Source organism: Neisseria sp. P0018.S001, from assembly GCF_051957355.1.
Classification (GTDB): Bacteria; Pseudomonadota; Gammaproteobacteria; order Burkholderiales; family Neisseriaceae; genus Neisseria; species Neisseria subflava_A.
Genome location: NZ_JBQCWN010000005.1, coordinates 1 through 20,813 on the forward strand (window position 1 = coordinate 1; position 20,813 = coordinate 20,813).

The window sequence follows — 20,813 nt, forward strand, 5'->3', positions numbered from 1 at the left end:
TCATCGACTTCTATGGCCTGGCGCTGTTTGCTGCCGGCGGTATGAATAATGGTGGCGTCAATGACGGCGGCGGATGCTTTCTCTACTTTTAGGCCTTTTTCGGTCAGTTGGCGGTTAATCAGTTCCAATAATTCGGACAGGGTGTTGTCTTGCGCCAGCCAGTTGCGGTAGCGGCATAAGGTGCTGTAATCGGGGATGCTCAGTTCGTCAAAACGGCAAAACAGATTGAAATCGATGCGGGTGATGAGGCTGTGTTCGAGTTCGGGATCGGAGAGGCTGTGCCATTGTCCGAGCAGGACGGCTTTGAACATGAACAACAGGGGATAGGCGGGACGGCCGCGATGGTCTCGGAGGTAACGGGTTCTTTGACGATTCAGGTATTGTTCGATCGGCTGCCAATCAATCACCTGATCCAACTTCAATAGTGGAAAACGGTCGATGTGTTTGGCAATCATGGCTTGGGCGGTTTGCTGAAAGAAGGTGCTCATGAGAAATCCCCTAAATGTCTTGGTGGGAATTTAGGGGATTTTTGGGGGGATTTTGCAAAGGTCTCTATTTGCGTTATTTTTTGTGCTCCTTGCATCTTATCCGAATGATGTATATGTACAACATATTTTCATGATATGTGAAAAATCTATACAGAATACTTGCATTTAAATTTCATTTTTTTACAATGGAGGGTGCGACTTTCTTCAAGTGACTATCACCGTTAAGACCATGCGGTGTCCCTTTTTCAGTTTACGGGGAAAGAGAAGCTTGAATAACGTCCCTACACCCACCACAAAAAGGTAAAAAACATGAAAAAATTCAACGTTAAAGCATTGAGTTTGGCTATTGCGGCAGCTGTGGTAAGCAGCGCAGCGGGCGCGGCTGAAAGAGATCTGGGTTCAATTCCCGAAAAGGCACAAAATGCTATGGCATTTCAGACCGTTTTTGGTGAAAACACCAAATTCGATCAAGATACTGGGAAATTCACTTTTGACAAGGAGAGCTCAGCCCTGTTGTTGAAAACTATGGAGCTGGAGCAGGCAGTTAATGGCTTTGCTGCCGGCAGCAACTTCGTCGCTACTAATGAAGATGGCAGCAAAACCGTCCGTGAAGCTACACAAGCAGATGTTGAAGCTGACGGCTTTGGCGGATTGGGTTTGAAAGAAGTTGTAGCTGCACACGATGAGGCATTGGGTGACTTGACTGAAACCGTCAACGACAACAGCGAAGCATTGGTAAAAACTGCAGAAGTTGTTAACGCCATCAGCGCAGATGTAAATGCTAATAAAGCAGCATTGGAAGAGCAAAAAGAAGCTAACGAAGGCTTCAATAATGCGATTGCCAGCTTGGATAAAGACATCGTTGACTTGGCACAAGCAGGTCTGAAAGCAACTGAGGCTTTGGAAGCCAACCGTAAAGATATTGATGCCAACACAGCAGCAATCGAAACTAAAGCCGATAAAGCTGACTTCGAAGAATTGGCAAAATACACTGCCGACATGGGTAAAAAAGTTAACGACATCGGTGATGAAGTAACTGCCCTGAGCGACGCGACTAGCGCAGCTATCACTCGTCACGATAAAGACATCGTTGACTTAGCACAAGCAGGTCTGAAAGCAACTGAGGCTTTGGAAGCCAACCGTAAAGATATTGATGCCAACACAGCAGCAATCGAAACTAAAGCCGATAAAGCTGACTTCGAAGAATTGGCAAAATACACTGCCGACATGGGTAAAAAAGTTAACGACATCGGTGATGAAGTAACTGCCCTGAGCGACGCGACTAGCGCAGCTATCACTCGTCACGATAAAGACATCGTTGACTTGGCACAAGCAGGTCTGAAAGCAACTGAGGCTTTGGAAGCCAACCGTAAAGATATTGATGCCAATAAAAAATACATCGGTGATCTCGCATTAGCCGGCAAAGCAGCAGCTGACGCTTTAGAAGCTAACCGTCAAGACATCGACGCCAATAAAGCAGCAATCGCTGAAAATACTGCCAAACTTGAAGAGCAAAAAGAAGCTAACGAAGGCTTCAACAATGCGATCGCCAGCTTGGATAAAGACATCGGTGATCTCGCATTAGCCGGTAAAGCAGCAGCTGACGCTTTAGAAGCTAACCGTCAAGACATCGACGCCAATAAAGCAGCAATCGCTGAAAATACTGCCAAACTTGAAGAGCAAAAAGAAGCTAACGAAGGCTTCAATAATGCGATCGCCAGCTTGGATAAAGACATCGGTGATCTCGCATTAGCCGGTAAAGCAGCAGCTGACGCTTTAGAAGCTAACCGTCAAGACATCGACGCCAATAAAGCAGCAATTGAGACCAAAGCTGATAAGACTGCTGTAGAAAGCGTAAGAACAATAGCTGTTGAAGCTCAAAAATCAGCTCAAGTGGTAAAAGGTGCTGTTGAAGTTGCCCAAAAATCTGCTGAAACTGCTGAAAGCCATGCCAAAGCTGCAAAAACATCCGCTGATGCTGCCAATAATGTAGCAAGTGCGGCGCAAACTGCTGCTGCTCAAGCTCAAGATGCAGTTAAAGCTAATGCCACACAAGTTGCCGCTAACAAAGCCGATATTGCTACCCTGCAAACAGCAAGCAACCAACACGCTGCCGGTATTGCTAAAAACTCAGCGCGTATCGACAACTTGGACAAAAACGTAGCTAATCTGCGCAAAGAGACCCGCCAAGGTCTTGCTGCACAAGCAGCCCTCAGCGGTCTGTTCCAACCTTACAGCGTTGGTAAGTTTAACGTTACCGCTGCTTTGGGTGGTTTCAAATCTGACACCGCAGTTGCAGTCGGTGCAGGCTACCGCTTCAATGAAAACTTTGCAGCCAAGGCCGGTCTTGCAGTCGGCACCTCTTCAGGCGGCTCTGCATCTTACAACGTAGGCGTGAACTACGAATGGTAATACTGGTTTAGTGTTAAATAGGTATCAAACCCGCAGCTATGCTGCGGGTTTTTTGTTTTGTTTGGCGGGTTTGCTCAACTGGACATGAATCTCGAATAAAAGACTTATAGTGGATTGACTTTAAACCAGTACGGCGTTGCCTCGCATAGCCGTACTATCTGAGACCTTTGCAAAATTCCCCAAAATCCCCTAAATTCTCACCAAGACATTTAGGGGATTTTCCATGACCACCTTCTTCCAGCAAACTGCCCAAGCCATGATTGCCAAACACATCGACCGTTTCCCACTATTGAAGTTGGATCAGGTGATTGATTGGCAACCGATCGAACAATACCTGAATCGTCAAAGAACCCGTTACCTCCGAGACCACCGCGGCCGTCCCGCCTATCCCCTGTTGTCCATGTTCAAAGCCGTCCTGCTCGGACAATGGCACAGCCTCTCCGATCCCGAACTCGAACACAGCCTCATCACCCGCATCGACTTCAACCTGTTTTGCCGTTTCGACGAGTTGAGCATCCCCGATTACAGCACCTTATGCCGCTACCGCAATTGGCTGGCGTAAGACGACACCCTGTCCGAATTGCTGGAACTGATCAACCGCCAACTGACCGAAAAAGGCTTAAAAGTAAAGAAAGCATCCGCCGCCGTCATTGACGCCACCATTATTCAGACCGCCGGCAGCAAACAGCGTCAGGCCATAGAAGTTGATGAGGAAGGACAAGTCAGCGGACAAACCACACCGGAGAAAAAGCCATTCTCCACCTCTCCCCGGTTATCCGCAGCGACAATACACTGATGATCCGCGAGCTGATTAAAGCAGGTGCAGGCATAGGCTATCAGCCCCTTTGGGCAGTTCAGCAGGAATTGAAGGACGGCACATTGATCCAACTTCTGCCCGATTACACCATCTGGACAGACCAACTGAATGCCACTTATGTCGACAGGGCATTCCTCAGCGCGAAAGTGCGCAGCTTTATCGACTTTCTCAATAAAAAAATATCGGAAGGATAAACATCAAGGCCGTCTGAAACACTTTTCAGACGGCCTTTAATCAAAGCAACAATCCAATCAATAATTGGTCGAACAGAACTGTTCGCGTTTGTCCGCATCGGCGGCATAGCATGTCAAACCCATGCCTGACGCATTGCTGTTGTTCGCTTTCGCACCCGGTTTCTTGTTCACCAAAACCTTACCGTTTTTACCGATTTCAACGGTTACGCCTTTGCCGTTTTTCAGCTTCCATTTCAACACTTGCGCATCGGCACTTTGGCACTTGCTGACCGTACAGCCGCCTTCTGTCGCAACATTACCGTTTTTATAAATCACGCACTGCTGCTGGCTGTCGGTACAGGCCGCATACGCAGCAACAGAGAAACAGGAAATCAGCGCGGCAAACAAAACAGGTTTCATGGTTTGAACTCCTAAGGTTGTAATGATGGGTTTGTAATATTTGGAACTATACGCTTGTTTGCATGTGCCTACTACAAAATGTATCAGTAAGATTCAATAGACGCAGCACTATATCCATTCCACCAATTATCTAATCCGTCCCATACGATAAAGGCCGTCTGAACATCACTTCTCAAACGACCTTCAATTAATTTCTACCTTACCGCTTCAACTTCGCAAACGCATCCGCCATTGCCAAATTGGTTGGGGCACGCTCGTTACGTTGGGGTTTGCGGTCGCGGCGTTCTTGATGTCGGGTTTCAGACGGCCTATTGCCTTTGGCTGCACCGCCTGGTTCGTCATCCAGCCGCATGGTGAGCGCGATGCGTTTTCTGGCGGCATCGACTTCCAGCACTTTCACTTTCACCACGTCGCCGGCTTTCACCACTTCGCGCGGGTCTTGGACAAATTTATTGGACAGGGCGGAGATGTGCACCAAGCCGTCCTGATGGACGCCGATGTCCACGAATGCGCCGAAGTTGGCGACGTTGGAAACCACGCCTTCGAGTATCATGCCGACTTGCAAGTCGCTGATTTCGTGGATGCCTTCGGCGAAGGAGGCCGTCTGAAATTCGCCGCGCGGGTCGCGGTCGGGTTTTTCCAGCTCAGACAGGATGTCCAGAATGGTCGGCAGGCCGAAGCGTTCGTCGGTGAAGTCGGACGCTTTGATTTGCTTCACGCGCTCGCGGTTGCCGATGAGTTCGGCGGCAGTAATGCCTTGTTGCGCCAGCATTTTGGCGACGACGGTATAGGCTTCGGGGTGGACGGCGCTCGCATCGAGCGGCTCTTTGCCGCCGTTAATCCGCAAAAAGCCTGCTGCCTGCTCGAAAGTTTTTTCGCCCAAGCGCGGTACTTTCAGCAGTTTTTTGCGGCTGTCGAACGCGCCGTTTTCATCGCGGTAAGCAACGATGTTTTGGGCAAGGGTTTGATTTAAACCGGAAATCCGCGCCAAGAGCGGGGCGGAAGCGGTGTTCACGTCCACGCCGACGGCGTTCACGCAGTCTTCGACCACCGCGTCCAGCGATTTGGCGAGCTGGCTTTGGTTCACGTCGTGCTGATATTGCCCCACGCCGATGGATTTGGGGTCGATTTTGACCAACTCGGCAAGCGGGTCTTGCAGCCTGCGGGCAATGGACACCGCGCCGCGCAGGGAAACGTCCAAGTCGGGGAACTCGCGCGCCGCCAGTTCGGACGCGGAATAAATCGATGCGCCGGCTTCGGAAACGACGATTTTGTGCAGCCCCATTTCCGGCATTCCGCGCACCAGTTCGCCCGCGATTTTGTCGGTTTCGCGGCTGGCAGTGCCGTTACCGATGGCGATGAGCTTCACGCCGTGTTGCTTAATCAGGCGCGACAGCGTTGCCAACATATTGTTTTCTTGATGCAAATAGACGATGACGGTATCCAGCAGCTTGCCCGTGTCGTCCACTACGGCGCATTTCACGCCGTTGCGGTAGCCCGGGTCGAGACCCAAAGTGGTCAGCCGTCCGGCGGGCGCGGCGAGCAACAAGTCTTTGAGATTGCGGGCGAACACGGTAATCGCGTCGGTGTCGGCGGCTTCTTTCAGACGACCTAAGGCTTCGAGTTCCAGCAACAAAAAGATTTTCGCGCGCCAAGTCAGGCGTACGGTGTCGCGCAGCCATTTGTGGCCGTCTGAAACCTTGAAACGGCGGGTAATGATTTGCTCGTATTCGCTTTGCTGCGTAATCGGCGTGTCGTCGGGCTGGTATTTGAGCGCGATGTTCAACACGCCTTCGTTGCGGCCGCGCAATACCGCCAGCGCACGGTGGCTGGGCATGGTGCGAATAGGTTCGCGATGGTCGAAATAATCGCTGAATTTTTCGCCTTCGGTTTCTTTGCCTTCAACGACTTGCGCATGAATTTCGGCTTCGTTCCACAGCTTGTCGCGCAGCGTGCCGATGAGTTCCGCGTCTTCGGCAAACTGCTCCATCAGGATCGCGCGTGCGCCGTCCAGTGCAGCTTTAGTATTGGGAACATTTTCGTTCAGGTAGCCTTGCGCGGCGGCTTCAACATCCTGCGGCTGCTCGGCAAGCAACACGTCCGCCAGCGGCTGCAAACCGTGTTCGCGCGCGATTTGCGCTTTGGTTCGGCGTTTGGGTTTGTAGGGTAGATACAGGTCTTCCAGCGCGGTTTTGTTGTCGGCGGCTTCGATTTGCGCTTTGAGGTCGTCTGAAAGCTTACCTTGCTCTTCAATGCTTTTTAACACAACGGCTTTGCGATCTTCCAACTCGCGCAGATATTGCAGCCGCTCGGCAAGCTGGCGCAGCTGCGTATCGTCCAGCCCACCCGTGGCTTCCTTGCGGTAACGGGCGATAAAGGGGACGGTCGCACCGTCATCTAAAAGCTCAATAGCGGCATTAATTTGCGCAGTGGTGGCAGAGAGTTCTTGAGAGAGGATTTGGGTAATGTTCATATATTCCTTCATATTCCATCTGAACGATTGATAGGACAGCACAACGTAAGATAATTTTTGGGAAGACAAAGGATAATACTGATACACTTCATTCAAAACAAGATAACATATGCTGTATAAGGAAAACCAATGACTATTCTTATCACCGGCGGTACCGGTTTTATCGGTTCTCATACCGTTGTTTCCCTGCTGAAATCAGGCTTTAATGCCGTGATTTTGGACAATTTGTGCAATTCGTCTGCCAACATCCTCCCGCGCTTGGAAAAGATTACCGGCAAGTCTGCGCCTTTTTACCAAGGGGATATCCGTGATCGTGAAGTGTTGCGTCAAATCTTTGCGGAACACGATATTGATGCCGTCATCCATTTTGCCGGCTTGAAGGCAGTCGGTGAAAGCGTGGCCGAACCAATGAAATACTACGACAACAATGTGTCGGGCAGTTTGGTTTTGGCTGAAGAAATGGCGCGTGCCGGCGTATTTAAGATTGTGTTCAGCTCATCTGCTACGGTTTACGGTGATCCGGGTAAAGTGCCTTATACGGAAGATATGCAACCGGGGGATACGACCAGCCCTTACGGTACGTCTAAGTCTATGGTGGAGCGCATTTTGACGGATATCCAAAAGGCCGATCCGCGTTGGAGTGTGATTTTGTTGCGCTATTTCAACCCTATCGGTGCGCATGAAAGTGGTTTGATCGGCGAGCAGCCAAACGGCATCCCAAACAATCTGCTGCCTTATATCTGCCAAGTGGCTTCAGGCAAGCTGCCGCAGTTGTCGGTTTTCGGCGATGACTACCCTACTCCCGACGGTACGGGTATGCGCGACTATATCCATGTGATGGATTTGGCGGAAGGCCATGTAGCGGCGATGCAGGCGAAAAGCGATGTTTCAGGCGTACACCTGTTTAATTTAGGTTCGGGACGTGCTTATTCGGTATTGGAAATCATCCGTGCCTTTGAAGCAGCCTCCGGTTTGACCATTCCGTTCCAAATCAAACCGCGTCGCGATGGCGATTTGGCCTGTTTCTACGCCGATCCCGCCTACACCAAAGCGCAGACCGGTTGGGAAACTAAGCGTGATTTGGCGCAGATGATGGAAGACTCATGGCGTTGGGTCAGCAACAACCCAAATGGCTACGAAGATTAAGTTGACCTGATACAGGCCGTCTGAAAGAGATGTTTTCAGACGGCCTCTTTATCTGAAAAACACACTTTCTGTCTGCTATAATCCGTTTATATTATTTTGACTATCCTCTGAAACTTATGAAAAAAATCCTTGTTACCGGCGGTGCGGGCTTTATCGGTTCTGCCGTTGTCCGTCATATTATCCAAAACACCCAAGACTCTGTCGTCAATGTCGATAAGCTGACTTATGCCGGCAATTTGGAATCTTTGACCGAGGTAGCAGGCAATCCTCGCTATGCTTTTGAGCAAGTGGATATTTGCGACCGCGCCGAACTCGACCGCGTATTCGCACAACACCAGCCTGATGCCGTGATGCACTTGGCTGCGGAAAGCCATGTCGACCGCTCTATCGATTCGGCAGGCGAGTTTATCCAAACCAATATCGTCGGTACATTCAATCTGCTTGAAGCAGCCCGCGCCTACTGGCAACAAATGCCGTCTGAAAAACGCGAAGCCTTCCGTTTCCACCATATTTCTACCGATGAAGTCTATGGCGATTTGCACGGTACGGACGATTTGTTCACCGAAACCACGCCATACGCGCCGTCCAGCCCCTACTCTGCCTCTAAAGCGTCCAGCGACCACCTCGTCCGCGCATGGTTGCGTACTTACGGTTTGCCGACCATTGTAACCAACTGCTCCAACAACTACGGCCCTTACCATTTCCCGGAAAAACTCATTCCGCTGATGATTCTGAACGCGCTTGACGGCAAACCGCTGCCCGTTTACGGCGACGGTATGCAAATCCGCGACTGGCTGTTTGTCGAAGACCACGCGCGCGCGCTGTATCAGGTTGTTACCGAAGGTGTTGTCGGCGAGACCTACAATATCGGCGGCCACAATGAAAAAGCCAATATTGAAGTCGTCAAAACCATCTGCACCCTGCTGGAAGAGCTTGTTCCTGAAAAACCGGCCGGCGTGGCGCGTTATGAAGATTTGATTACTTTCGTACAAGACCGCCCCGGCCATGACGTGCGCTACGCCATCGACGCTGCCAAAATCGGCAGGGAGCTGGGCTGGAAACCTCAGGAAACATTCGAATCCGGCATCCGCAAAACAGTGCAATGGTATTTGGACAACAAAACCTGGTGGCAAAACGTATTGAACGGCAGCTATCGTTTAGAGCGTTTAGGCACCGGAAAATAAGTTTTCAGACGGCCTGTTCCCACTATTAGGCCGTCTGAGAATCACGCAAACACACACTACTCAGGAGAAAACCCATGAAAGGCATTATCCTTGCAGGTGGCAGCGGCACACGCCTCTACCCCATCACACGCGGAGTATCCAAACAACTGCTGCCCGTGTACGACAAGCCCATGATTTACTATCCGCTGTCCGTACTGATGCTGGCAGGAATCCGCGATATTTTGGTGATTACCACGCCCGAAGACAACGCCTCTTTCAAGCGCCTGCTTGGCGACGGCGGCGATTTCGGCATTTCCATCAGCTATGCCGTTCAACCCAGTCCGGACGGTTTGGCACAGGCATTTATCATCGGTGAAGAATTTATCGGCAACGACAATGTTTGCTTGGTTTTGGGCGACAATATTTTCTACGGCCAATCATTTACGCAAACATTGAAACAGGCCGCCGCCAAGACCCACGGCGCAACCGTATTCGGTTATCAGGTCAAAGATCCCGAGCGTTTCGGCGTGGTTGAATTTGACGAAAACTTCAACGCCCTGTCTATCGAAGAGAAACCGCAACAGCCCAAATCCGATTGGGCGGTAACCGGCTTGTACTTCTACGACCAACGCGTCGTCGAGTTCGCCAAACAAATCAAACCGTCTGCCCGCGGCGAATTGGAAATTTCCGACCTCAACCAAATGTATTTGGAAGACGGTTCATTGTCGGTGCAACTTTTGGGACGCGGTTTTGCATGGCTGGACACCGGCACTCACGAGAGCCTGCACGAAGCTGCTTCATTCGTCCAAACCGTACAAAACATCCAAGACCTGCAAATCGCCTGCCTGGAAGAAATTGCTTGGCGCAACGGTTGGCTTTCCGATGAAAAACTGGAAGAGCTGGCACGCCCGATGTCGAAAAACCAATACGGCCAATATTTGCTGCGCCTGTTGAAAAAATAATATTTGAGGCCGTCTGAAACTTTTCAGACGGCCTTTAGATGAAAGATAAAACGATGAACATCATTGATACCGCCATTCCCGACGTAAAACTGCTTGAGCCGCAAGTCTTCGGCGACGCGCGCGGCTTTTTTATGGAAACCTTCCGCGACGAGTGGTTCAAGACCCAAGTCTGCGACCGCACCTTTGTGCAGGAAAACCACTCCAAATCCAGCAAAGGCGTATTGCGCGGCCTGCACTATCAAACTGAAAACACACAAGGCAAACTCGTGCGCGTGGTTGTCGGCGAAGTATTCGACGTGGCTGTCGATATGCGTAAAGACTCCCCCACTTTCGGCAAATGGGTAGGCGAGATTCTGTCCGCAGAAAACAAACGCCAACTGTGGGTACCCGAAGGTTTCGCTCACGGCTTCTATGTACTGAGCGATGAAGCCGAGTTCGTCTATAAATGCACAGACTATTACAACCCAAAAGCCGAACACTCGCTGATTTGGAATGATCCGACCGTCGGCATCGACTGGCCGCTGCAAGGCGAGCCAAACCTGTCGCCTAAAGACTTGGCAGGCAAAGTATTGACCGAAGCAGTCACGTTTTAAGACTATTCAGGCCGTCTGAAAGAATGTTCCTCTTTTCAGACGGCCTACAATCCATTAATAACAATAATCGACGAAAACGCATTGTGAAAAACGCCTACATTCCCTCTCGTGGCATTCGCAAAATCCCCCATCTCTCCACCCTATTGCCTGAATTTCATATCTGCAAAGATGGAAAAGGAGCAGAGGCTGTTGTTGGCTGGGGTTTGCGCCCGACGACACACAAAGCGCGTGCTTTTGCCGCCGAACACCAGCTTCCCTTTATTGCTTTGGAAGACGGCTTTTTGCGATCGCTCGGACTAGGTGTCACCGGTTATCCGCCCTACTCCATCGTCTATGACGACATCGGCATCTACTACGACACCACGCGTCCTTCGCGTTTGGAACAACTGATTCTCGCCGCCGATACCATGCCGTCTAAAACCTTGGCTCAGGCGCGACAGGCGATGGATTCCATCCTGCAACACCACCTGTCCAAATACAACCACGCGCCCGAACTTTCAGACGATCATCCTTTGCGTTCCCCATCCAAACCCGAAACCGTCCTCATCATTGATCAAACCTTCGGCGATATGGCCATCCAATATGGCGGCGCAGATGCCTCTACGTTTGAACTGATGTTTCAGACGGCCTTGAATGAAAACCCGCAAGCCGATATCTGGGTCAAAACCCATCCCGATGTTTTGTGCGGCAAAAAACAAGGCTATCTGACCCAGCTGGCGCAGCAACACCGCGTCCATCTTTTGGCAGAGGACATCAATCCGATTTCTTTGTTGCAAAACGTCGATAAAGTTTATTGCGTTACCTCACAAATGGGTTTTGAGGCGCTTTTGTGCGGCAAACCGCTGACCACCTTCGGCCTGCCGTGGTATGCCGGATGGGGCGTGAGTGACGACCGCCATCCTGAAATCAACCGCCTTGTTCAAACCCAACGCCGCGCCCCCCGCAACTTGCTACAACTCTTCGCCGCGACCTATCTGCAATACAGCCGCTACCTCAACCCCAATACCGGTGAAGCAGGCAGCCTCTTTGATGTCATCGACTATCTGACGACGGTCAAACGCAAAAACGACAAATTGCGTGGCGAGTTGTATTGCGTCGGCATGTCTTTGTGGAAACGCGCGGTTGCCAAACCGTTCTTTAACGTACCCTCATGCCGTCTGAAATTTATCTCCTCCACCCAAAAACTAGCAGGGGTCAAACTGTCCGACGATGCACACATCCTTGCTTGGGGCAATGGCAAAGAGGCCATCGTCCGTTTTGCCGAACAACACCATATCCCCCTGCTGCGCATGGAAGACGGCTTTATACGCTCGGTCGGACTCGGTTCTAATTTAGTGCCGCCGCTGTCGCTTGTTACCGACAATATGGGCATTTATTTCAATGCCGAAACCCCGTCCCGTCTTGAACACATCCTGCAAAACCAAAACTTCGACGATCGAGACTTTCAGACGGCCTTGAAGCTGCAAAAAATGCTGACCGAAAACCACATCAGCAAATACAACGTCGGCAACTCAGACTTTACCGCCCCATCAACCAACAAAACCGTGATTCTCGTTCCCGGCCAGGTTGAGGATGACGCGTCTATCCGCTACGGTTCGCCCCAAATCTATCGCAATCTGGATCTGCTCCGTACCGTACGCGAACGCAATCCCGATGCCTATATCATCTATAAACCGCATCCCGATGTAGTCAGCGGTAACCGCATCGGCCATATTTCCCCTGAAGATGCTGCACGATATGCCGACCAAACCGCCGAGCAAACCGACATCCTGACCTGTCTCCAATACGCAGACGAAATACATACCATGACTTCGCTGACCGGTTTTGAAGCCTTGTTGCGTGGCAAGAAAGTCAGCTGCTACGGCCTTCCTTTCTATACAGGCTGGGGGCTTACCCAAGATCTGCTCCCTATTCCGCGCCGCAGCCGCAGGCTTGAGCTTTGGCAGCTGATTGCCGGCACGCTCATCCACTATCCCGACTATATCCACCCCGAAACCCATCAGGCCATCAATGCGGAAACCGCTGCCCAAATCCTGATACGATAAAAAAATATGCAAAAAAACAACAACGGATTACATCGCGGGTACTTTGCCAAAAAATTAGGTAAAATCAAACAACTATATCGATCTTTTAAATAAATACCATCTAATTTAACGATACGTCATAAACTTGCCTCTATTGAGTCATTATTGCCTTTGCATCGTTAATTCTCTTGGCGTATGCTTGAAAGTTCAACCTAAAACTATTACATAAAAAAACAAAACCACATTGCGACATGAAACAGACCGTCCTCCAAAACAACCTGCAAAACCTGCTTGAAAGCGCAGAAAATATCCTGCTACTTCAAGGTCCTGTCGGCAATTTTTTTCTGCGTCTTGCCGACTGGCTGACTGCAAACGGCAAAACCGTACATAAATTCAACTTTAATGCAGGCGACGACTATTTTTATCCGCCCACTCAAGCTTATACCGTTGTTTTTAACGACGACTACGATGCCTTTCCTTAATTTTTGCAAGAATACATCGTTCAACATCACATCCAGGCCGTTGTCTGCTTTGGCGACACACGCCCTTATCACGTCATTGCAAAACGCATTGCAACCGAAAACCAAGCCAGTTTCTGGGCGTTTGAAGAAGGCTATTTCCGCCCCTACTACATCACATTAGAAAAAGACGGCGTCAACGCATTTTCTCCGTTACCGCGCCGTGCCGACTTTTTTCTTGAACAATTCCCTAAGCTTGCCCAGCAAGAATATGAAGCGCCAACGCCGGTACGCGGCGGGTTTACGCCCATGGCAAAAAACGCCATCCGTTACTATATCGAATTGTTCCGCAATCCACGCAAATACCCCGACTACATCCACCACCGCGCGCCCAATGCCGGCCATTACCTCAAACTGTGGTCGCTCTCCATCCTCAAGCGTTTGAACTACTATATTGAAGACATCCAAATCGCCAAACGTGTGGAAGCAGGCAAATACGGCAAGTTTTTTATTGTTCCCCTGCAGGTATTCAACGACAGCCAAGTCCGTATCCATTGCGACTTTCCCAGCGTCCGCAACTTCCTGCTCCATGTTTTGAGTTCATTTGCCGAACACGCGCCTGCCGATACCAACATCATCATCAAGCATCATCCGATGGACCGCGGCTTTATCGACTACTGGCGCGACATTAAACGCTTTATCAAAGAACACCCCGAACTCAAAGGCCGCGTGACTTACGTCCATGATGTTCCCCTGCCCGCTTTCCTGCGCCATGGCCTCGGCATGGTCACCATCAACAGCACCAGCGGCCTGTCCGGCCTGATTCACAATATGCCTGTCAAAGTGCTCGGCCGTGCCTATTATGATATTCCCGGCATTACTGACCAAAATACCTTGGCAGAATTTTGGAATCATCCGACACCGCCTGATAAAGAGCTGTTCCATGCCTACCGAATGTACCACCTCAACGTGACCCAAATTAACGGTAACTTCTACAGTAAGGTCTTTTTTCCTCACAAAAACACTTCCGACTCTTCCACACCGACAACCTGACTTAGTGAAGGAAAAGTTCAGGCCGTCTGAAAAACATTTCAGACGGCCTGAAGCAAACAATATCTTAGCTACTACCATGTAAATAAAACATAAAAACTGCATTTATCATTAACAATAAATTACAAAGACAGTATAATAACTGAGATGTCATAAAAGCATACCAACTCAAGCTGAGGCCTTAATAACACACAAAATATGGATGTACTCCCAGGCAAAACAATATAACAAGCCAAACATCCTAAAGATAAGCCAGCAAGGCAATACACTTTACAAAACTATGGCGAGCTATATTTTTACAAAGCCCTCAGCGGGTATTGCCGCCCATATGCCGCAGCATCCGTCTTCCACTTTATATCCGCCCGCAAACCATGACCGCCGCTCCTGATATCCTCTACCGGCAAGCCGCCGCCCTTTTGGAACAATCCAATACCGCCCAAGCCCTGCCCCTGCTGCAACAGGCCGCAGAGAAGGGATATACGGAAGCCGCTTTTGTATTGGGCGACCATCTGCTGCAAAACGGTCATCCGGAGCAGGCACTTCCATGGTTGGAAGCCGCCGCGGCTCAACGCCATCCTAAGACACTCTTTACCCTGCTGCAACAACGCGAACACAACGGCACTCCGACCGGACAGCTTCTCAACGACTACGCCTGGCTGGGTGAGCAAGGTCACCTCGAAGCCCAATTAATCCTCATGCGTTACCACGCGCAACGCAACGATCCACAATCCCTTTACTGGGCGGAGCTTGCCGCCGCCCGATATGCCGCGCCTGCTTATTACCATCTGGCACGCCATCATCAACGCCAAGGCGACGTTGCGACAGCCATCGAACAATACGAAAAAGCAGCCACGCTCGGCGTGACTGCCGCCTGCTGGCAACTCGGTCAAATCTACTTCTACGGCACAGGTATCAACCCAAACCACGCACAAGCCGAACAATACCTCGAACAAGCCGCGCAAGCCGGCCACACTGCCGCACAAACCCTGCTGGCCGACCTTCTTGCCGCCCAACACAAACCTGAAGCCTTAGAATGGTATCGTCGTGCTGCCGAGAAGGAGCAAGCGGAAGCACAGGCCAAGCTGGCCCAATACGCCCTGACCGGCGAACTTTCCGAACGCGACCCGTTCCAAGCGGCGCGCTATGCCAAAGCTGCCGCCGAGAAAGACTATCCTGAAGCCCTAAAAATCATGGGCGACCTCTACCGCTACGGCCTCGGCATCAAAGCCGACAACCATATCGCGCATGATTACTACCACCGGGCCGCCGCGCTAGGTTCCGCCGCCGCGGCACAAAAACTCATCAGCGACGCCGCACTGTACCATCCGCAACAATACGATCAAATCAAAACTGCCGCCCTGCAACAGCAACAAACCGAGACCACATACCGTTTGGCGGAAGCACAAGCCCACGCCATCGGCCGTCCCGCCAACTACAATGCTGCGCGCAAAAATTACATGGAAGCTGCCGAGTTCCACCATAAAAACGCGGCGGCAGCCTTAGGCCGCATCTACCATTACGGCCTCGGTACGACGCAAGACCCTCGGGCGGCCGCACACTGGTACGCCATCGCTGCCGAACAAAACCACCCTTCCGCCCAATACCACCTCGCCTGTTTTTACTATCACGGGCAAGGTGTCGGCTGTCATGTTCCGACCGCCTGCTACTGGCTGCAGGCCGCCATCAGCAACGGCCACACTTCGGCCGAATCTTTAACATCCCTATTAGAACAATGGCGCCGCGAAGCGCACCATACCATCGGGCAAAAGGCCGTCTGAAAAGATTTACACTCGCATTTTTTGACAATCTTTAACTATTCCCCTAATATTTGCCAGTTATTTTTCACGGACACGTCATTGTTTTCATTTCTTTCTGAAAGCACCTTGTCCGCGCATTAATACCATGACACTCGGCGGATAACGCCAAGCGTTGAAACACACTACATCCGGAACAAAAACGGATGCTCGGAAAAACATTTCTAGGAGGTGAAACAACATGGAATGGGAATTCAACAGTTATTACACACTGATTGCCGCCACGCTCGTGTTGCTGGTTGGTAAATTTCTGGTTCAAAAAATCAAATTCTTAAGAGACTTCAATATTCCCGAGCCGGTCGCCGGCGGTTTGATTGCCGCTATCGTCCTGTTCGCCCTGCACGAAGCCTACGGCGTCAGCTTCAAATTTGAAAAACCGCTGCAAGATGCGTTCATGCTCATCTTCTTCACATCCATCGGTTTGAGCGCCGACTTCTCCCGTCTGAAAGCGGGCGGTTTGCCTTTGGTTATCTTTACCGCCGTGGTGGGTGCATTCATCATCGTCCAAAACTTCGTAGGTGTCGGCTTGGCGAGCGCATTGGGCTTGGATCCGCTGATTGGCCTGATTACCGGTTCGATTACCCTGACCGGCGGTCACGGTACTGCCGGTGCATGGGGTCCTGACTTTGAAAGCAAATTCGGCCTGACCGGTGCAACCGGCTTGGGTATGGCTTCTGCAACATTCGGCCTGGTATTCGGCGGTTTGATCGGTGGTCCTGTTGCACGCCGTCTGATCAACAAATTGGGCCGTAAACCTGTCGTCAAAACTGCCAAATCCGACGACAACGATGCTGCCGACGACATCTTCGAACAAGCACAGCGCACCCGCCTGATTACTGCCGAGTCTGCTGTCGAAACCCTGGCTATGTTTGCCGGCTGTTTGGCATTTGCCGAAATCGTGGATGGCTACGACAAAGCCTTCTTCGACTTGCCTAAATTCGTATGGTGTCTGTTTGCAGGTGTGGTCATCCGCAATGTCCTGACCGCAGCCTTCAAAGTCAATATGTTTGACCGCGCCATCGACGTATTCGGTAACGCTTCCCTGTCACTCTTCCTTGCCATGGCTCTTCTGAATCTGAAACTGTGGGAGTTGACCGGTCTGGCAGGCCCTGTGACCATCATCTTGGCCGTACAAACCGTTGTGATGATTCTGTACGCCACTTTCGTTACCTACGTCTTCATGGGTCGCGATTACGACTCTGCCGTATTGGCGGCAGGCCACTGCGGCTTCGGTTTGGGTGCCACCCCGACCGCCGTTGCCAACATGCAGTCCCTGACCCAAACCTTCGGCCCGTCGCACAAAGCCTTCCTGATTGTACCTATGGTCGGTGCGTTCTTCGTTGACTTGCTCAACGCCGCCATCCTCTCCGGCTTTGTCAGCGTCATCAAAGGCTGATACGTCTGACATAGAAAAGCACTTGCCGCATTTACTTGCTGCAAGTGCTTTTGTTATGATAGGCACGTCAGGCCGTCTGAAAGGCCGTCATCTTCAGGAGTACCCATGTACAAAAAAACCGCTTCCGTATTGATTTTAAGCACGATTCTTCTTGCCGCATGCAACAAAGAAGAGCCGAAAGTCGCGCTTGATTGCGCCCAACCGGCCACACTGCAAAACATCCGTACCACCATCGAAGACACCCTCAAACAACAAGCGCGCTCCTTTGCCCGCAATGACAGCCGCCAATTCGTCGATGCCGACAAAATCATCGCCGCCGGCCTCGAATTAGAAACCCTGCTTGAAGACCCCAAAGAAACCGAAGACAACGGCAAAGCCATCTGCCGCGCCAACCTCAAAATCCGCATTCCCGACACCATCCTCAAAACGGCCATAGACAACAGCCCGCTGATTTACGGCAACACCCCGTTGTCCGACATGCTCGAACAAAAACTGATGGGCAGCAACCTGACTTTTGAAAACAACACGTTCAGCACCACCCTGCTCTATACCCCCGACAAAGACGGCAAACTGGTTCTCGAAGACAACACCCTGAGCACCACAGCCCAAACCCTTTCCGCCACCCTGCTGCCCTACGGCGTGAAAAGCATCGTCATGATAGACGGCAAACCTGTATCAAAAGAGCAGGCCATCAAGCTGCTGCAAAACCAAAACACAGAAGAGCCGCCGACTGTTGATCCGCAAGACATACTTGAAAACAACGCCGCCAGCCAAGCCGTCGGTTTAACCGATGATGATGACGATTCAGACTACGAAGTCCTGCACCCTGACCGTGAAACTCCGCGCAACGAGCCGCCCGGCCTCAGCCAAAGCGAACTTGACAACGCGCGCGCGCAAAACCGTCAGGCAGACGGCGAGATCAACGACCTCTGGGGCGGCATGGACAGCGATGTCAAGCAACAAATCCTCGGCGAACAACGCGCCTGGATTCAAAGCAAAAAACTCAACTGCCAACAAGCCGCCGCGTCCGCAGACAACGCCGCACAAGCAGAATACCTGCGCCTGCAGTGTGAAACCCGCATGACCCGCGAACGTACGCAATACCTGCGCGGCTATTCCATCAACTAAAACCGATAAGGCCGTCTGAACATTCAGACGGCCTACAAGAAAGCACATCACATCATGCAATACCGAATCCACCGTGAAGGCGATGCCCCAAACACACCCTCTTCAGCCTCCACACCCGTCGACAACTGGGAGCGCAACACCCTGCGCGAAGTCCTCCTCGCCGCCTACCAAGAACAGCGCCGCGCCCGCATTTGGCGCAATATCTGGCGCGGCGTCGCCGTCCTCATCTTCCTCAGCCTGATCTTCGGCCTCGCAGAAGAAGATGGAAAAACCACGAGCATCCATGCCCGCAGCGAACACACCGCCGTTATCGACCTGACCGGCGAAATCGGCAACGACATCGACGACCAAGTCCAAATCCTGCGCGACAGCATGGAAGCCGCCTACGAAAACGGCAACGCCAAGGCCATCATCATCCGCGCCAACAGCCCCGGCGGTTCGCCTGTCGTGTCCAACACGGCCTTTAACGAAGTCCGCCGCCTCAAAGCCGAACACAAAGACATCCCTGTTTACCTCGTTGCCGAAGACATGTGCGCTTCCGGCTGCTACTACATTGCTGCCGCAGCCGACAAAATTTACGCCGACCCTTCCAGCATTGTCGGCAGCATCGGTGTGATCGGCGGCGGTTTCGACTTTACCGGCCTGATGGACAAAGCCGGTGTCAAACGCCGTCTGAAAACCGCCGGCAGCAACAAAGGCATGGGCGACCCTTTCACGCCTGAAACACCGGCGCAAACCCAAATTTGGGAAACCATGTTGGGAGATATCCACCAAGAATTTATCAAAGCCGTCAAACTCGGCCGTGGCGCAAGGTTGAAAGACAAACAGTATCCCGACGTTTTCAGCGGCCGCATCTATACCGGCAAAGAAGCCAAACAGGTCGGCCTGATTGACGACTTCGGCAGCATTTACAGCGTTGCCCGCGATGTCGTCAAAGCCCCCGAGCTGGTCAACTACACGCCGCAAGACGATTTCAGCAAAATGCTCAGCCGCCGCTTTGGTGCGGAAGTGAAGGCCAAAGTCAAAGAAACTTTGTCTGAAATTTGGTAAACCAAAAAACCAAAAGGCCGTCTTAAACCCTAAACATCGGGGTTTCAGACGGCCTTTTTTATATGATTTTTAAAATAAAACGCTGATTATTGTCCAAACATCCATCGGCTTCATCAAATCGGCAGGCAAATATCCCTGATGATGCTGTTACAGGAACACATTACGCCTGCAAACGATTAAACCTCCACATTTCAGACGGCCTGTTTCTGCATATTGTGCGCCATATCAAGCGCGGCGCGGACGGCGGTAATCAAACTGCCGGAGTCGGCTTTGCCCGTGCCTGCCAAGTTCAAGGCCGTGCCATGATCGACGGAGGTGCGGATAAAGGGCAGGCCGAGGGTGATATTCACACCTTCGCCGAAACCGGCATATTTGAGCACCGGCAGCCCTTGGTCGTGATACATAGCAAGGACGGCATCGGCATCTTTGAGCAGGAAGGGTTGGAACACAGTATCGGCCGGATAAGGGCCGCGTGCGTCTATGCCTTCGGCCTGCAGGGCATGAAGCGCCGGAATAATGGTGTCAATTTCTTCGTGTCCCAAATGGCCGCCTTCGCCGGCGTGGGGATTGAGGCCGGTAACGAGGATGACCGGTTTGGCTATGCCGAACTTATGGCGCAGGTCGTGTTCAAGAATGCGGACAACCGACTCGATTAAAGGCTTCGTGATGGCAGAGGAAATATCTTTAAGCGGCAGATGGGTGGTAACCAGCGCCACACGCAGGCCGCCGCCGGTCAACATCATGACGACTTGTTCGGTATGGCTTTTTTCGGCGAGGTATTCGGTATGACCGCTGAAAAAGCCGTTGCCTGCGTGGGCATCGTTGATGATGCCTTTGTGCAGCGGCGCGGTCACCATACCTGCAAACAGGCCGTCTGAAATGCCCTGATACGCCGTATCCAGCAGCCGGAGCACATACGCGGCATTGGCAGGATTGAGTTCGCCCGCCCGACACTCGGCAGCTAAGGGAATATGCAGGACTTCGAGTTCGCCCTTGGGCAACAGATCGGCCGCTTGGGCTTGAAAGTCACGCAGGATGACGGATTTGCCAAGCTGTTCGGCCCTTTGCGCCAACAGGTTTTTGTCGCACAAAACAACGGGGCGGCAAGGAAGGTCGGCGAAAGCCAAATCAAGGCAGATGTCGGGGCCGATGCCGGCCGGTTCGCCGGAGGTGATGGCGAGAATGGGAGCAGTCATGGTGTTTCTCGGTACGGTTTACAGTATTTGAACAACATCAGGCAAAATGC

The 20,813-nt window shown here is 51.6% G+C and carries 13 protein-coding genes and 4 pseudogenes; 13 read left to right on the forward strand and 4 right to left on the reverse strand.

The window, feature by feature from the left end:
• Nucleotides 1–488, reverse strand: a 488-nt coding sequence (locus ACTHTJ_RS04560; RefSeq protein WP_440360792.1) for a transposase, incomplete at its 3' end; no start/stop codon positions are given.
• Between the two features lie 309 nt (nucleotides 489–797).
• Between ACTHTJ_RS04560 and ACTHTJ_RS04565 the strand changes: the two genes are divergently transcribed.
• From ACTHTJ_RS04565 to ACTHTJ_RS04575, 3 genes and pseudogenes are all read left to right on the forward strand, one after another.
• Complete coding sequence (locus ACTHTJ_RS04565) at nucleotides 798–2,900, forward strand: YadA-like family protein (RefSeq protein WP_440360793.1); 2,103 nt, start codon at nucleotides 798–800, stop codon at nucleotides 2,898–2,900.
• 223 nt (nucleotides 2,901–3,123) lie between these two features.
• Nucleotides 3,124–3,648: pseudogene (locus tag ACTHTJ_RS04570) on the forward strand (transposase); the annotation flags it as partial.
• A pseudogene (locus ACTHTJ_RS04575) lies at nucleotides 3,642–3,911 on the forward strand (LysR substrate-binding domain-containing protein); the annotation flags it as partial. The pseudogenes ACTHTJ_RS04570 and ACTHTJ_RS04575, both read left to right, overlap by 7 nt.
• Nucleotides 3,912–3,968: 57 nt before the next feature.
• Here ACTHTJ_RS04575 and ACTHTJ_RS04580 read toward each other — a convergent pair.
• Together ACTHTJ_RS04580 and ACTHTJ_RS04585 are read right to left on the reverse strand one after the other, a co-directional pair.
• On the reverse strand, nucleotides 3,969–4,310 hold the full coding sequence (locus ACTHTJ_RS04580; protein ID WP_003683849.1) for a hypothetical protein: 342 nt from the start codon (nucleotides 4,308–4,310) through the stop codon (nucleotides 3,969–3,971).
• 199 nt (nucleotides 4,311–4,509) lie between these two features.
• A complete protein-coding gene (locus ACTHTJ_RS04585) occupies nucleotides 4,510–6,783 on the reverse strand; it encodes a Tex family protein (protein WP_440360794.1) in 2,274 nt (757 codons plus the stop codon).
• Nucleotides 6,784–6,912: 129 nt separating this feature from the next.
• On the opposite strand from ACTHTJ_RS04585, the gene galE reads away from it, so the two are divergent.
• From galE to ACTHTJ_RS04635, 10 genes and pseudogenes are all read left to right on the forward strand, one after another.
• Nucleotides 6,913–7,929, forward strand: coding sequence for a UDP-glucose 4-epimerase GalE (gene galE, locus ACTHTJ_RS04590; RefSeq protein ID WP_070584356.1), 1,017 nt, complete (start codon nucleotides 6,913–6,915; stop codon nucleotides 7,927–7,929).
• A gap of 116 nt (nucleotides 7,930–8,045) precedes the next feature.
• Nucleotides 8,046–9,113, forward strand: coding sequence for a dTDP-glucose 4,6-dehydratase (gene rffG / locus ACTHTJ_RS04595; RefSeq protein ID WP_070584357.1), 1,068 nt, complete (start codon nucleotides 8,046–8,048; stop codon nucleotides 9,111–9,113).
• 74 nt (nucleotides 9,114–9,187) lie between these two features.
• Nucleotides 9,188–10,054, forward strand: a complete 867-nt coding sequence (gene rfbA, locus ACTHTJ_RS04600) for a glucose-1-phosphate thymidylyltransferase RfbA (protein ID WP_070584359.1) — start codon at nucleotides 9,188–9,190, stop codon at nucleotides 10,052–10,054.
• Between the two features lie 53 nt (nucleotides 10,055–10,107).
• Nucleotides 10,108–10,647, forward strand: coding sequence for a dTDP-4-dehydrorhamnose 3,5-epimerase (rfbC, locus tag ACTHTJ_RS04605; RefSeq protein ID WP_039861926.1), 540 nt, complete (start codon nucleotides 10,108–10,110; stop codon nucleotides 10,645–10,647).
• Nucleotides 10,648–10,670: 23 nt separating this feature from the next.
• Nucleotides 10,671–12,785, forward strand: a pseudogene (locus ACTHTJ_RS04610) (capsular polysaccharide biosynthesis protein).
• Nucleotides 12,786–12,922: 137 nt separating this feature from the next.
• Nucleotides 12,923–14,182 (forward strand): annotated as a pseudogene (locus ACTHTJ_RS04615) (capsule biosynthesis protein).
• Nucleotides 14,183–14,550: 368 nt separating this feature from the next.
• Nucleotides 14,551–15,957: an SEL1-like repeat protein gene (locus ACTHTJ_RS04620; RefSeq protein WP_070584361.1), complete on the forward strand. Its 1,407-nt coding sequence runs from the start codon at nucleotides 14,551–14,553 to the stop codon at nucleotides 15,955–15,957.
• 217 nt (nucleotides 15,958–16,174) lie between these two features.
• On the forward strand, nucleotides 16,175–17,389 hold the full coding sequence (gene gltS, locus ACTHTJ_RS04625) for a sodium/glutamate symporter (RefSeq protein ID WP_070461095.1): 1,215 nt from the start codon (nucleotides 16,175–16,177) through the stop codon (nucleotides 17,387–17,389).
• Between the two features lie 105 nt (nucleotides 17,390–17,494).
• Entirely contained in the window at nucleotides 17,495–18,517 is a 1,023-nt protein-coding gene (locus tag ACTHTJ_RS04630) for a lysozyme inhibitor LprI family protein (RefSeq protein ID WP_070584363.1), read from the forward strand.
• Nucleotides 18,518–18,571: 54 nt separating this feature from the next.
• Entirely contained in the window at nucleotides 18,572–19,567 is a 996-nt protein-coding gene (locus ACTHTJ_RS04635) for a S49 family peptidase (RefSeq protein WP_070584365.1), read from the forward strand.
• Nucleotides 19,568–19,758: 191 nt separating this feature from the next.
• On the opposite strand, the gene pdxA is transcribed toward ACTHTJ_RS04635, so the two are convergent.
• Nucleotides 19,759–20,763 (reverse strand): 4-hydroxythreonine-4-phosphate dehydrogenase PdxA, encoded by a 1,005-nt coding sequence (gene pdxA, locus ACTHTJ_RS04640; protein WP_070584367.1) that lies wholly within the window; start codon nucleotides 20,761–20,763, stop codon nucleotides 19,759–19,761.
• Nucleotides 20,764–20,813 lie beyond the last annotated feature (50 nt).